A 14036-nucleotide genomic window follows, 5' to 3' on the forward strand; every position below is an offset into this window, starting at 1 on the left:
CAGTGAACGCCATGAGCAACTCTCCCAGCGGACCCCGGAACGGTTTCGCCGAGCTGTTTTCCGTTACCGCCCGGCCCACCGAGATTAAGGTCTCGTTCTGGATCTGGTTTGTGGGAGGGGTCCTTGCCCTGCTGGGCGGACTCCTGGGGATGCTGGCGTCCCTGGTGCTCTTTGCCGTAGCGCCCGCGGCCGCTGCAGCCGTCGTCGCACTGATGCTGCTGGGCGCTGCCGTGGGGGCCGCGCAGATGGTTCTAGCGGTCAAGATGAAGGCCGGCCGGCAGTGGGCCAGGGTGGCCCTGACGGTACTGGCCGGGATCACCCTGGTCCTGGCCGCGGTTAATACGGCGGCAGGCATGGGGCAGGGTGCCGGAAACTGGACAGCCTTCCTTGTCAGCCTGGCGGCAACGGTCCTTCTGTGGCTGCCGAATTCCCAGGCATGGTTCGCAGCGGTTGCGGGCCGGAATACCTCTTCCGAATGACCCACAAGGAGCCCGCCCGGGGGTACGGTGGACTTAAGTGATGCTGGGGGTAGGGGACAGGACCGAGCCCGGCGACCTACCTGGAACCCGACACGCAAAAGGACCGCCCATGAGCACTCCCCCCGTCCCGCCTCCCGTTCCGAACGATCCCGAGTCCGGCGGCGAGGCTCCGCGCTACGGCCAGAACGCACCGCAGTATGGCCAAAACCAGCCCCAGTACGGGCAGCAGTCCGGAACCCCGCAGTATGGACAGAACGCACCGCAGTACGGGCAGAACCCGCCGCAGTACGGCCAGTCCGGCGCTCCCCAGTACGGCCAGAACCCGCCGCAGTACGGGCAGAACCCGCCCGCGGCCCCCGGCTACGGCCAGCAGCCGTATGGCCAGTCCCCCTATGCGCAGTATCCCTCCGAGCAGCCGCAGCCGACCGGCAGCACCGGCGTTCCCCAGATGGTCAACATCTCCTTCTGGTTGATGATCGCTTCCGCCGCGATCTTCGTCATTTCGATGCTGACCGGCCTGACCACGCTGGACGATCCCATGTTCCGCGACGCCTTTGAGACCCAGATCGAGGGCAGCGGGGCGGGAGTCACGTACGAGGATATGAAGGGCGTCATCGCCGGAACCTTGGTGGTGTTTGCCATCATCGGCCTTGCCCTCTACCTGCTGGTGGCGTTCTTCGTCCGCAAGGGCAAGAACTGGGCACGGATCCTGGGCACGGTCTTCGCGGCACTGTCCATCTTCGGCCTCTTTGGCCCGCCCAGCTTCGCAACCATCGGCACCCTGCTGGGGATTGCGGCCATTGTGTTGCTCTACCTGCCGGCCTCGGCTCCGTATTTCCGCCGCCAGCAGCCGTTCGCCAACCCATACGGCGGCAACATGGGGAACCCGTACGGCCGGTAACCCCAAGCACTCCCACCCTTCGGGCGTGGGCACCGGGACCAGCCGCTGACGGAATCTAGGCGGTCTGCCCCGGGGCCTGCGCCCGTTGTGCGTGATAGGCCAGGATCTGCAGTTCCGTTGCCATGTCCACCTTGCGGAGGTTCACGCCCTCCGGGACCTGGAGCATGATCGGGGCGAAACTCAGGACGCTGCGGACCCCGGCCGCCACCACACGGTCGCACACATCCTGGGCAACCGAGGCGGGAAGGGCAAGGACCACCATATTGGCCCCGGTGCGGTGCAGCACCGTTTCCAGATCCGCCACGTCGCTGACGCGCAGCCAGCCCACCTCGTTGCCCACCACCATCTGGTCCGCATCAAAGATGGCCACGACGTCGAAGCCCCGGGATTCGAAGCCTCCATACCGTGCGAGGGCCTTGCCCAGGTTGCCGGCGCCGACGATGGCCACTTTCCAGTCATGGGTGAGTCCCAAGGCAGCGGCGATGTGCCGGCTCAGGTACTGCACCTCGTAACCGACTCCGCGGGTGCCGTAGGAGCCCACGTGGGAGAGGTCCTTGCGGAGCGTTGCGGAGCTGACGCCTGAGGCTTCGGCAAGGGATTCTGAGGAGACCCGTTCCACTCCCTCTGCCAGGAGTGTATTGAGGGCACGAAGATAGAGGGTCAGCCGGGCCACTGCAGCGGGCGGAATCTGTTTGGCTGCCGTGCCCGCAGGTTCCGGCAGGTCCGGGACAGCCTGGGGGGTTGAATCCAGCGAAGCCACCAGCCCCTCCCTCGCATCGCGTTGTGACTCCACTCTAGGGCCCAACCGGCAATGCCATCAAAGCAGGTGCCACCGATGCAGGGAAGACTCTGGACCGCGCCATGCCGGGTGCTGCTCCCCTACTGTGCCATGGCCCGCTGGAGCACGCGTTCCAGCCGGGCTTCGTCGATTTTCCAGAAATCGCGCTGCACCCCGTCCACCAGAACCACCGGGATTTCTTCCGCGTAGCGTTCACGGAGTTCCGGCTGGTTGTCCACCAACTCCTCGGACCACTGAAGTCCCAGCGAGGACGTAACCCGGCTGACGGCGTCGCGCGCGTCTTCGCAAAGGTGGCAGTCTGCCTTGGTGATCAGGACAACGCGGGGTGTGGCCATGCCTTAACCGTAGCCCCGTTCCCACGGCACCCGCGACGCCGGGCCTGTGGGAACAAGGCTAAACCGGGATTGAACAGCGGATTGACTAGACTCGACTGCATGCCCGAGGAGAAGTACGTTGCCGTAGTCACCAAGCCGGTTGCTGCGCCGCAACCGGGCGAGGCGGCGTTCTTCGATGTGGACAACACCCTGATGCGCGGCGCGAGCCTCTTCCACGTTGCCAGGAAGATGCACCAGCGCGGGGCGTTCACCATGGCCCAGGCCGCCGGCTTCGCGTGGAAGCAGTTCAAGTTCGTGGCCCGCGGGGAAAACATGGACGATGTCCATGCCGTCCGTGACTCCGCACTGACGCTGGCCGCAGGGATTACGGTGGATGACATCAAGGCGCTCGGCGAAGAGGTCTACGACGAGATGATCGCCTCCCGCATCTGGCCCGGCGCCAAAGCGCTGGCGGAGCAGCACCTGCGCGTGGGCCGGCGGGTGTGGCTGGTGACGGCCACCCCCATCGAGGTGGCCACGGTGATCTCCACCCGCCTGGGACTGACCGGCGCCCTGGGGACCGTAGGCGAAATTTCCGAAGGCATGTACACCGGGCGGCTGGTGGGTGACATCCTGCACGGCTCGGCCAAGGCGGTTGCCGTCCAGGCCGTGGCCGACGCCGAGGACCTGGACCTCAAGCGCTGCTGGGCGTACAGCGACTCCTACAACGACATTCCGCTGCTGACGCTGGTGGGCCACCCGGTGGCCATCAACCCGGATGCCCGCCTGCGCCGGCACGCCCGGGACAACAACTGGCCGGTCTACGATTTCCGGTCCGGCCGGCGCGCGGCCACCTTCGGGCTCAAAGCCGCAACGGCCGGCGGCGCCGTCTACGGGCTCTGGAAGGGCTTCGCCCGCATCCGCGGCCCGCGCATCTAGGTTGGGGTGCCAGCACAAAGAAATGCCCGCCGCCTCGGAAGGCGACGGGCATTTCCGCGCTGTTCGAAGTATCTCTACTTCTTGTTGCGGCGCTGGTGACGGGTCTTGCGAAGCAGCTTGCGGTGCTTCTTCTTGGCCATACGCTTGCGACGCTTCTTAATAACTGAACCCACGTAAGTTCCTTACAAACTAGATGCAGTACCTGTCTGATGGAAATTGTTCGTGGACAGAGCTACGAACTGAACAACTGACAGATTCTTACAATGACGTAAAACGTTCCTTAACAGGGTACCGCTTCCGGGAGGCGGCTACGGACAGCTGCTCAGGCTGTCTCGGTGTGACCGTCCACAACCGCACCTTTGAGGTACTGTTCGACGGCTTGTTCCGGAACCCGGTAGGAGCGGCCGAAGCGCACTGCCGGCATCTCGCCGGAGTGCACCAGCCGGTACACGGTCATTTTGGAGACGCGCATGACCTGGGCTACTTCAGCCACGGTCAGGAACTTCGCGTTGGAGAAGTTCTGTTCTGCCGACATTTCCCTATATTCCTTTGCTGACGGATGGACAACAGTGACCCCAGGTACGTGCCAATGCGGTGTTCCGATGCTGAGCCATCCACCAACCACCTATCTAGATACTCTAGATGTTCCTGTGGCAGAAGTGAAAGTAGTAGATCCCCCTAATTCGCTTCCCGGCGCTTGCGCGCGGAGGCCGCCAGCTGGTCCAGGACAGATACCGAAACGTCCCAGTCCATGCAGGCATCTGTAACGCTCTGCCCGTAGACGAGCCCAGCCCGGCCGGCCGCGTGCTCTGCAACATCCAGATTCTGTGCTCCGCCCACCAGGAAGCTTTCGAGCATGACGCCGGCAACCGCCTGGGCGGACGTGCCGCCGTCCTCCAGCTGCGCACCGATCTCCAGCGCCACCTCCGCCTGCCGGTGGTGGCTCTTGCCGCTGTTGGCGTGGCTGGCGTCCACAATCAGGCGCGGGTTCAGCTGCTTGCCGGCCAGCGTGGCAGAAGCCGCCCCGACGTCGGCAGCAGAGTAGTTGGGTCCCTTGCGTCCGCCGCGGAGGATCACATGGGTGTCCGGGTTTCCGGCGGTGGACACCAGTGCCGCCCGGCCGTCACCGTCAATGCCGAGGAACGCCTGGGCTGCGGCCGCTGCACCGCAGGCGTCGATGGCCACCTGGAGGTCGCCGTCGGTCCCGTTCTTGAAGCCGATGGGCATGGACAGTCCGGACGCGAGCTGCCGGTGGATCTGGCTTTCGGTGGTGCGCGCCCCGATGGCGCCCCAGGAGATCAGGTCGGCCATGTACTGCGGGCTGATGGGCTCGAGGAACTCAGTTGCGGTGGGGAGGCCCAGGGCGGTCACCTGCTGCAGGAACTGCCGGGCGATCCGCAGGCCGGTGACCATGTCGTGGCTGCCGTCCAGCCGGGGATCGTTGATCAGGCCCTTCCAGCCCACAGTGGTACGGGGCTTTTCGAAGTAGGTCCGCATCACGATCAGCAGGTCTTCCCTGTGCTTCTCGGCCTGGCTGACCAGCCGGCGGGCGTACTCCAGCCCGGCTTTGGGATCGTGGATGGAGCAGGGGCCCACGATGACCAGCAGGCGGTCGTCCACGCCGTCCATGATGGCGCGGACTTCATCGCGTCCGCGTTCGACGACGTCCGCCACCCGGGCGTCCAGGGGCAGTTCCGCGATGAGTTCGGACGGGGTGGGCAGCGCCGTGAATTCGCTGACACGCAGGTTCGAGGTCGACTTCGCCGCGTCTTCCGTGCGGGAGATGCCGGCGTTGGTGCTTGCGGGGGCTGTTGCGGTGCTCATGGTGGGGTCCTGTTCCAGATGGGAAGCGGGCCCGGATCAGAACCCGCCGGAGAAACGGCGAAGGGCAGAGAATGATCTCTGCCCTGTTGGCTCTGAAGGAAAGTTGGATGCGTGTCAGTTAGACGCAGGCCCCTCCAGAGCCAACGAAAAATACGCATACCAACGGTTTGTCATGCCATGAACCATAACCGCAGGTTCCGCTCATTGCCAAAACAGTTACGTCGCGTCACGGGACAGGCTTGCCACCAGCTCGGCATGCTTCCCGTCCGTGAGGCGGTACCAGTACATGATGCCCACGGCTGCCAGTACCAGGGCGCCGGGAAGCAGCCCCGCGGCTGCCCGGATGGCAAGGGTTGCGGATTCCGGCTGCCCTGCCGCACCCGAGGCGTAGCCGCCCCAGGCCAGGGAAAAGGCCACCACGCCGGCGCCGAAGCCCATGCCCAGCTTCCTGGTGGCGGCCAGGAGCGCGTAATTGATGCCCTGCACCCGGACCCCGGTCTTCCACTCGCCGTATTCCACGGTGTCCGCGATCAGTGCCCAGGTGACGATACTGACCGACGCGGACGCAAGCAGTCCGAGCACCAGGCCTGCCACGCCAAGCAGGGGCACCTCCGCGGGGGCCAGGAAAACCAGCACACCGCCAACGGCACCCAGGCCGGCGCCGGCGCTGTACACGGCACGCTTGCCCCAGCGCGCCACCGGACGCGGAATGAGGACCGCCAGGGTGAGCGTGATGGCCACCTGCGCGGCGGCCATGAGGGGAAAGAGGTCCACCCGGGACAGGACATCGCGGAGGTAGTAGAACTGGGATGCTCCCGTGGCCGATGTTCCGGTGACAAAAAGCACCGAGCTGACGCAGAGGATGACCAGCGGCGAGTTGGCCTTCAGCGCCGCCATGCTCTGGCTGAGGGTGATTTTGGGGACGCTGCCGGGAACTTGCTCGGCACAGGCGGCACCCGTAAAGGCGTAGAGGGCAGAGCCCACCACGGCGAACGTGATGGTCAGCCAGGTGAAGACCTGCTGCATGTCCTGCCCGGCCCCCAGGAGCGGCGCGATGAAGAAGCCCAGCGTGGCTCCAACGGAGAGTCCGCCAAGGGTCCGTGCACCGCCCAGCCGGGCACGCTGCGTGGCGTCCTGCGTCATGGCCCCCACCAGGCAGCCGTAGGGAACATTGACCGTGCTGTAGGCGATGCACACCAGGCCGTAGGTGCAGTAGGCGTAGAGCAGCTTCAGGGACGGATCGACATCCGGGACATGGAAGACGGCCACGCTCAGCAGGAGCGGGATGAAGCCGAACATCAGGAACGGCCGGAACTTGCCCCACCGCCTGCTGTGGACGCGGTCCACGATGCGCCCGGCGGCGATGTCCGTGAACGCATTGAAGACCCGCAGGACAAGCAGCAGGGTTCCCGCTGCTGCCGCCCCGATCCCCGCAACATCCGTGTAGTAGACGAGCAGGAACATGTTCCCTGTGCTGATGATCATGCTGTTGGCGGCATCGCCGGCGCCGTAGGCAAAGACGCTGAGCCTGCTGAGTTTCTTCATCACTTCCTGTTTCCGCAGGCTGGGAAACCGTTTTCTCCACCCGCAGAAGGAACTTACCCCAAAATCTTGCGCAAAAACAGCAGCTGGCGGATCCAGTGGTGTTCCTGGCCGCCCTCGTGGTTGTTGAACCGGTACACCTCGATCTCCTTGTCTGCACCGGTTCCGGAAGAGCCCGCTGTTCCGGCACCGTAGGCGTTGAAGCTCGCAAAGACCGTCGACGGCGGGCAGATGTCGTCCATCTGGGCGGCGGAGTACAGCGCAGGCGCTGTTGCCCAGCGGGCCAGGTTCACGCCGTCGAAATAGCGCAGGACGGCGAGTGCGGCGTCATACCGGTCCCGGTGCCGTGCCAGGAACTGGGCGATTTCCGGGTACGGCCCGCGCGGTGTGATGTCGATGGCCCGGGGAAAGTCCTGGAGGAACGGGACGTCGGGCAGCGCGGCGATGACGCCGTCGAGCCTTCCAGCCGCCAGGCCCGCAGTGGCCACCACGATGCCGCCGCCCTGGCTGACGCCTGCCAGCACCACCCTGGAGGGGTCGACGGCGGGGTGGGACTGGGCGGCTTCCACGGCCCGGAATGCGTCCACGTACACCCTGCGGTAGTAGTAGTCCTCACGGCTTCCGAGGCCGCGGGTCATGAGTCCGGCGTGGGCGACGTCCCCGGCGGAGGGGTGCGGGTCCGGCGTTTCGCCGAGTGTGCCGCCGTAGCCCTGGCCGCGGGTGTCCATGATGAAGTGCGCGTACCCGGCCTGGGCCCAGCGGGTGTCCTGGTTGACCAGCCCGCGGCCGCCCGAGTAGCCGACGTACTGGACCACTACCGGCAGTGCAGCCCCCGGTTCCCTGTGCGCCGGGAGGTGGAGCCAGCCCCGGACCGGAGCGCCGCCGTACCCGGCGAAGGTGACGTCAAAGGTGTCAATGACGGAGAGGTAGTTTTCCACCGGTTCAAAAGCGGCATACAGCGGGAAGGCGCGGGCTTCGCTGATGGTGGCATCCCAGAACTGGCGAAGGTCCTCCGGGGGCGTCACGTCCGAGGAGTACGAGCGGAGCTGCGCAAGCGGGAGGTCGAAGAGCGGCATGGGTTATCCAATCCTTTCGGCAGGCGCCCCGCGGCGGGCGCCGTAGGTGAGAACTGCGGGCTTTCCTGGTTCAAGATGGGCTTCCTGGACGGCGGTTCCGTACCGGACCAGGACTTTCACCGGCGTCCGCGCGGCCAGGGTTGCCTGCACCAGCTGCCCGCCCTGCCAGTCCAGGTCCACTTCCACCCCGGGCCGTGCGCGGAGCCGGCCCGCCCTGCCTGCGGCCAGTTCGGCGGGCAGGGCGGGAAGAAGCTCTATCTCGTGCAGCCCGTCCACTATGCGGTGGCTTTGGACGAGGCACTCGGCTATACCGGCCACAAACCCCAGGTTGCCGTCGATCTGGAACGGCGGGTGCGCACCGAAGAGGTTGGGGTACAGGCCTCCGCTCTGACCGCCGCGGGGTGTGTCCATGTCCCGGAAGTAGAGCCGGAGGAGGTCACTGACTTTTCCGGGCTGGCGGAGCCGGGCGCGCAACAGGATCTTCCACGCCAGGGACCAGCCGGTGGCCTCATCGCCCCGGGCGTCCAGGCTGGCCCGGACGGCCGCTTCAAGCCCGGGGGTGAGTGGAGTGTCCCCGGGAAAGGCGAGGTAGAGATGGCTGACGTGCCGGTGCCCGGGCTCCCACTCCTCCGGATCGTCAAGCCACTCGCGGAGCTTTCCGCCGCGTCCCGGTGCCGGTTCCGGAATCCGGGGCAGGGCCCTGCGGGCTGCGGAGGCCACGGGGTGGTCCTCCATGCCGAGCTGGCGGGCAAGCATGTCCAGCATCCTGAAGACATCGCCGATGAGGGTCAGGTCCATGGTGGAGGACCGTGCGGCGGACCCCTGAACCCGGGCGCCGGAGGACGGGCCAGGTGCGGCGAACGTGTTTTCCGGGGAGGTGGAGGGGACCGTTCCCAGCGAGCCGTCGGGGAACTCAACCAGGAGGTCCAGGGCAAATTCCGCGGCACCGCGAATGGCGGGCCAGGCAGTGCCGCGGGCAAAAGTGTCCGGGTCGAAAGTGTCCGCGTCCGCGGAACTGTCGGTGCTGCCAAACTGCAGGTGCTCCCACAGGTGCCGCACCAGCCACAGGCCCGCCAGGGGCCAGTACGCCCACTCCGGCGAATGGGACCCGTGGCCCACCGGTTTCGCGTAGGCCCACAGGTCCGAGTTGTGGTGCACGGCCCAACCGCGGGCGCCATAGTACTCCCTGGCAACGGCGGCCCCGGTTTCCTGCATGGCCCCGATGAGGGCAAAGAGCGGTTGGGCGCACTCAGCCAGGCCTGTGGGTTCCGAGCCCCAGTAGTTCATCTGGAGGTTGATGTTGGTGGTGTAGTTGGAACTCCAGGGGGCCGGCAGTTCGGCGTTCCAGATGCCCTGGAGGTTGGCCGGCACTCCCTGCCATGCTGTCCCCTGCCGGGAGCCGGCGGGGCCGGACCGCGAACTTGAAATCAGCAGGTACCGGCCGTAATTGAACAACAGGGCAGCCAGGCCCGGGTCGGCCGCCAGCGGGCCATCAGGGTCGGCGTTGGCCGCCAACAGGCGCCGTGCCGTGTCCCCGCCCTCCCATACCGGAACATCGAGCTCCAGCCAGGCGGCCCGGTAAAGCCGTGAATGGCTCTCCTCATGGCATTCCTGGAGGGCAGCACGCCCCGACGCGCGGGCCTGGTCCACCACGGCGCGGGCGGCGGCCGCTGCGGTGGCAGCAGTGCCCTGCGGCTGGCGGGCCAGCCCAGCGAAGGTCGTCTCGGTGGTGAGGTAGATGTCGGCTCGACGGACGCCGGTGGCGGCCAGGCCGTCGTCGTGCCCTGTCCCGTCGTCGTGCCCTGCCACGGACCGTCCGTCATGCTCCCAGGTGGCTGCCACTGCCCCCTGCATGCTGAGGGAACCGTCCTCCGAGTACTCCACCACGCCGCCGTCGTGCGCGGGGGCAGCGTCGGAGGGCAGTTTTAGCTGGAGCGACAGGCTTCCGCCTTCGCCTTCGCGGCGGAGGATGCGGAGCGAAGAGTCCAGGCGCACCGCGAGGTCCAGCCCCTGCGGCGCGCCCGTCCGCAGGGAGACCACAAGCACCGAGGGGTGGTGGCTGATGAATGCTTCCACGCGGACGGCGTGGCCGTCCAGGCTGTACGTGTTGGTGCTGAGGGCGCGGGCCAGGTCCAGGCTGCGGTGATAATCCGACGGCGGCCGTGCGGGAGCGCCGCCATCTCCCCTTTCGCCTGCTGCCGGGTCTGATGCGGCGAGTGACGCCGTGAAGTGGAGGTCGGCGAACGGAAGGTACGCCTGCGAGTGCCGGTGCTGCAGCCCTCTGAGGGTTTCGGCGGCGCCGGCGAAGTCGCCGGAACCGATCAGGTGCCGGCTTTCACCAAGGATCCGGTCCGCTTCCTCCCGGCTGAAGACGGGCTCCCGGTCCTGGCTGTGCGGTGATCCGGACCAGGCGGACGAATCGTTGAGCTGGAACCGGTGTTCCACTGCGCCGCCCGCCTGGCTGCCACCGAACACCATGGCCCCCAGCCTGCCGTTTCCCAGGGGAAGGGCTTCCAGCCATTGGGTGGCAGGGGCGTCGTAGGCGAGGAGGTGTTCTGGGGGCATGGGTTCAGATCCTAGGGCCGGCCGGGGAACAAGGGAAGGTCAGGCCACACACTGAACAGCGGCTACAGCCGCGAGAGTTCCGGGACGAACACCTGCAGGTTGTGGCTTTGCACCACCAGTGCACGGAGTTCGCCCAGTCCCCCGGAGGCTGCCCCCGCGGCGCGCGCCTGCACCAGGACGTTGCCCAGCGCAGTTGCTTCCACGGGCCCTGCCACCACTTTCTTCCCGGTGACGTCCGCCGTGAGCTGGCAGAGCAGCCTGTTCTGGGAACCGCCGCCCACCACGTGCACCACGTCCACCGTCCGGTCAGCCAGGCGTTCGGCGTCCCGGATGGTGCGGGCGTAGCCGGCGGCGAGGCTGTCCATGATGCATCGGGTGATGGCGGCGGGATCGTCAGGCAGTACCTCTCCGGTGCGCCGCACTGCCGCCCGGATGCGTTCAGGCATGTTGTCCGGTGCGATGAAATAGGAATCGTCCGGGTTGATCTGCGGCCCGCCCGGCGGGAGCGCGGCCGCCGCCGTGAGCAGGGCCGTCAGCTCGGGCCGGAACCCCTCCTGCGCCCAGGTCCGCTGGCATTCGCTGAGGAGCCACAGCCCGCCCATGTTCCGCAGGTAACGGATGGTGCCGTCCACGCCGCGTTCGTTGGTGAAGTTGGCCTCGCGGCTGGCTTCGGTAAGGACGGGGTGCTTCAGCTCGAGGCCCACCAGGGACCAGGTGCCGGAGGAGATGTACGCGAAGTTTTCCCCGCCGTCGTCTGCTGTCGCAGGCACTGCGGCGACCGCCGAGGCGGTGTCGTGTGAGCCGACAGCCACCACGCGGGTGTCCTGCGGCAGGCCCACTTGCGCGGAAATTTCCGGCAGGAGGGTGCCCACCGTCTCGCCGGGCTGGATCAGCGGCGGGAACAGGTCCTTCCGCAGGCCCAGGGTGGTGAGGAACTCGGTGGCCCACTCCCCTGCCACGGCGTCGAACAGCCCGGTGGTGGAGGCGTTGGTGGCCTCGGTCCGGCGCTGCCCGGTCAGGAGGAACGCGATCAGGTCCGGGATCAGGAGCGCCTGCACCCCGTCCAGGTCCTGCTCGCTGGCCAACTGGTAAATGGTGTTGAACTGCAGGAACTGCAGCCCCGTGGTGCCGTAGAGGCGGGCCGGATCGAGTTTCCGGTGCACGGGTTCCACGGCGGCGCGGCTGCGCTCGTCCCGGTAGCTGAACGGCTGGGCGGTCAGTTCCCCGGCGGCGTTGACCAGGCCGTAGTCCACGGCCCATGTGTCAATGCCAATGCTGGTTACCTGCTCGCCCTGGGCAGCGGCGACGGTTGCTGCTGCCGCCAGGCCCTTCAGCACCTCGGCGAAGAGGGCGTCGAAGTCCCAGCGGAGGCCGCCGTCGATCTCCACTACACCGTTGGGGAAGCGGTGTACCACTTCCAGTTCCACGCGGCGTTCACTGCTGGCCGCCCCGCCGGCCATCCGGCCCAGGATGACCCGGCCCGAGGAGGCGCCGATGTCGACGGCGGCAAACACACCGGGAGCGGAATGCGCGCCGTGGACCGTCGAAATGTCCCCGCTCATCGGAGGAAGGCTGCGGCCACTCCGGCGTCCACGGGGATGTGCAGGCCGGTGGTGTGGGACAGTTCGTTGCTGGTGAGCACGGCGGCGGCGTTGGCCACGTGCTCGGGCAGGACTTCGCGCTTGAGCAGGGTGCGCTGGGCGTAGTACTCGCCCAGTTTCTCCTCGTCCACGCCGTACACGGCTGCGCGCTTGGCGCCCCAGCCGCCGGCGAAGATGCCGGAGCCGCGGACCACGCCGTCGGGGTTGATGCCGTTGACGCGGATCCCGTGCTCACCCAGTTCCGCGGCGAGCAGCCGTACCTGGTGGGCCTGGTCGGCCTTGGTGGCGGAGTAGGCGATGTTGTTGGGGCCGGCGAACACGGAGTTCTTGGAGGAGATGTAGATGATGTCCCCGCCCAGGCCCTGGGCAATCATCACCTTCGCGGCGGCCTTGGCCACCAGGAAGGAGCCCTTGGCCATGACGTTGTGCTGCAGGTCCCAGTCCTTCTCGGTGGTTTCCAGCAGCGGCTTGGAGATGGACAGGCCGGCGTTGTTGACCACCAGGTCCACGCCGCCGAACGCCAGGACAGCGGCGTCGATCGCGGCTGCGACCTGCGCTTCGTCCGTCACGTCTGCCTGCACGCCGATGGCAACGTCCGGACCGCCCAGCTCTTCGGCCACCTTTTCGGCGTTCTCGAGGTTCAGGTCGGCGATGACAACGCAGGCGCCTTCCGCGGCGAGGCGGGTGGCGATGGCCTTGCCGATGCCGGAAGCGGCGCCGGTGACCAGGGCGATTCGGGTGGCGTGGGACTTGGGCTTGGGCATCCGGGCCAGCTTGGCTTCCTCCAGCGCCCAGTATTCGATCCGGAACTTCTCGGATTCCTCGATCGGGGCATAGGTGGAGATGGCCTCGGCGCCGCGCATCACGTTGATGGCGTTGATATAGAACTCGCCGGCCACCCGGGCGGTCTGCTTGTTGGCGCCGAAGGAGAACATGCCCACGCCGGGAACCAGCACAATGGCCGGGTCCGCGCCGCGCAGTGCCGGGCTGTTTTCGTCCGCATGGCGGCTGTAGTAGGCCTGGTAGTCCTCACGGTAGTCCGCGTGCAGCTCGTGCAGCCGTGCGATGGAGTCCTCAACGGAGGCGCCGGCCGGAAGGTCCAGGATCAGAGGCTTGACCTTGGTGCGCAGGAAGTGGTCCGGGCAGGACGTGCCCAGGGCGCCCAACCGCGGGTGCTCGGCAGCTTCCAGGAAGTCCAGGACGACGGCGTCATCGCTGAAGTGCCCCAGCTGCGGCTTGTCCGTGGAGGCCAGGCCGCGGATCACCGGTGCCAGCGCCGCGGCTTTGGCACGGCGCTCGGCTTCCGGCAGGGCTGCGTAGCCGGGCAGCTTGGGCCCAAAGGGCTCCGCCTTGCCGTTATCCCTGATGTACTTCTCGGCCTGTTCGATGATCCAGAGCGAGTTCTGCTCTGCTTCTTCGCTGGTGGCGGCCCAGGCTGTGATGCCGTGGCCGCCCAGGATGGTGCCGATGGCCTGCGGGTTGGCGTCCTTGATCGCGGCGATGTCCAGGCCCAGCTGGAACCCGGGGCGGCGCCAGGGAACCCAGACCACCTTGCTGCCGAAGATCTTGGTGGTCAGCGCTTCGCCGTCCACGGCCGTGGCAATGGCGATGCCGGAGTCGGGGTGCAGGTGGTCCACGTGCGCTGCGTCCACCAGGCCGTGCATGGCGGTGTCGATCGACGGGGCTGCGCCGCCTTTGCCGTGCAGGCAGTAATCGAACGCGGCCACCATCTCGTCTTCACGTTCAACACCCGGGTAGACGTTCTTCAGCGCGTTCAGCCGGTCCAGGCGCAGCACCGCGAGGTTCTCGGCCTTCAGCGTGCCCAGGTCCCCGCCGGAGCCCTTGACCCACAGGAGCTGGACGTCCTCGCCCGTGACCGGGTCCTTCTCGGTGCCCTTCGCGGAGGTGTTGCCTCCGGCAAAGTTGGTGTTCCGCTTGTCCGCGCCCAGGCGGTTGGAACGGGAAATCAGGTCTTCAACAGTCTTGTTGCTCATAA

The 14036-nt window shown here is 67.0% G+C and carries 13 protein-coding genes; 3 read left to right on the forward strand and 10 right to left on the reverse strand.

The features are described from left to right. Positions 1–11: 11 nt before the first annotated feature. Positions 12–479 (forward strand): hypothetical protein, encoded by a 468-nt coding sequence (locus ABRP28_RS11285; RefSeq protein WP_350002852.1) that lies wholly within the window; start codon positions 12–14, stop codon positions 477–479. Between the two features lie 109 nt (positions 480–588). Continuing rightward, on the forward strand, positions 589–1380 hold the full coding sequence (locus ABRP28_RS11290) for a hypothetical protein (RefSeq protein ID WP_350002854.1): 792 nt from the start codon (positions 589–591) through the stop codon (positions 1378–1380). 55 nt (positions 1381–1435) lie between these two features. On the opposite strand, the gene ABRP28_RS11295 is transcribed toward ABRP28_RS11290, so the two are convergent. Continuing rightward, positions 1436–2140 (reverse strand): redox-sensing transcriptional repressor Rex, encoded by a 705-nt coding sequence (locus ABRP28_RS11295; RefSeq protein ID WP_350002856.1) that lies wholly within the window; start codon positions 2138–2140, stop codon positions 1436–1438. Between the two features lie 119 nt (positions 2141–2259). Further along, positions 2260–2514: a glutaredoxin family protein gene (locus ABRP28_RS11300; RefSeq protein ID WP_350002858.1), complete on the reverse strand. Its 255-nt coding sequence runs from the start codon at positions 2512–2514 to the stop codon at positions 2260–2262. A 99-nt stretch (positions 2515–2613) separates the two neighbouring features. On the opposite strand from ABRP28_RS11300, the gene ABRP28_RS11305 reads away from it, so the two are divergent. Continuing rightward, positions 2614–3432, forward strand: a complete 819-nt coding sequence (locus ABRP28_RS11305) for an HAD-IB family hydrolase (protein WP_350002859.1) — start codon at positions 2614–2616, stop codon at positions 3430–3432. A 74-nt stretch (positions 3433–3506) separates the two neighbouring features. On the opposite strand, the gene ABRP28_RS11310 is transcribed toward ABRP28_RS11305, so the two are convergent. The 8 genes from ABRP28_RS11310 to ABRP28_RS11345 all read right to left on the reverse strand — a co-directional run bounded on the left by ABRP28_RS11310 (position 3507) and on the right by ABRP28_RS11345 (position 14034). Continuing rightward, positions 3507–3605 carry a 30S ribosomal protein bS22 gene (locus ABRP28_RS11310; protein WP_003792170.1) on the reverse strand — a complete coding sequence of 33 codons (99 nt, stop codon included), beginning with the start codon at positions 3603–3605 and terminating at the stop codon, positions 3507–3509. A 149-nt stretch (positions 3606–3754) separates the two neighbouring features. Continuing rightward, a complete protein-coding gene (locus ABRP28_RS11315; protein ID WP_066278759.1) occupies positions 3755–3967 on the reverse strand; it encodes a helix-turn-helix domain-containing protein in 213 nt (70 codons plus the stop codon). A 143-nt stretch (positions 3968–4110) separates the two neighbouring features. Beyond that, the gene (locus ABRP28_RS11320) at positions 4111–5256 is read right to left on the reverse strand and encodes a 3-deoxy-7-phosphoheptulonate synthase (RefSeq protein ID WP_350002861.1); all 1146 of its coding nucleotides are present in this window, start codon (positions 5254–5256) and stop codon (positions 4111–4113) included. Between the two features lie 216 nt (positions 5257–5472). Beyond that, complete coding sequence (locus tag ABRP28_RS11325; protein ID WP_350002863.1) at positions 5473–6801, reverse strand: glycoside-pentoside-hexuronide (GPH):cation symporter; 1329 nt, start codon at positions 6799–6801, stop codon at positions 5473–5475. A 53-nt stretch (positions 6802–6854) separates the two neighbouring features. Further along, the gene (locus ABRP28_RS11330) at positions 6855–7874 is read right to left on the reverse strand and encodes an acetylxylan esterase (protein ID WP_350002865.1); all 1020 of its coding nucleotides are present in this window, start codon (positions 7872–7874) and stop codon (positions 6855–6857) included. Positions 7875–7877: 3 nt separating this feature from the next. Further along, on the reverse strand, positions 7878–10439 hold the full coding sequence (locus tag ABRP28_RS11335) for a glycoside hydrolase N-terminal domain-containing protein (RefSeq protein ID WP_350002867.1): 2562 nt from the start codon (positions 10437–10439) through the stop codon (positions 7878–7880). A 62-nt stretch (positions 10440–10501) separates the two neighbouring features. Then, entirely contained in the window at positions 10502–12001 is a 1500-nt protein-coding gene (locus ABRP28_RS11340) for a rhamnulokinase family protein (RefSeq protein ID WP_350002869.1), read from the reverse strand. Continuing rightward, positions 11998–14034 (reverse strand): bifunctional aldolase/short-chain dehydrogenase, encoded by a 2037-nt coding sequence (locus ABRP28_RS11345; RefSeq protein WP_350002871.1) that lies wholly within the window; start codon positions 14032–14034, stop codon positions 11998–12000. Before ABRP28_RS11345 ends, ABRP28_RS11340 begins: the two co-directional genes overlap by 4 nt. Between the last annotated feature and the right edge of the window lie 2 nt (positions 14035–14036).

This window comes from Pseudarthrobacter sp. WHRI 8279, from assembly GCF_040224115.2.
GTDB lineage: Bacteria > Actinomycetota > Actinomycetes > Actinomycetales > Micrococcaceae > Arthrobacter.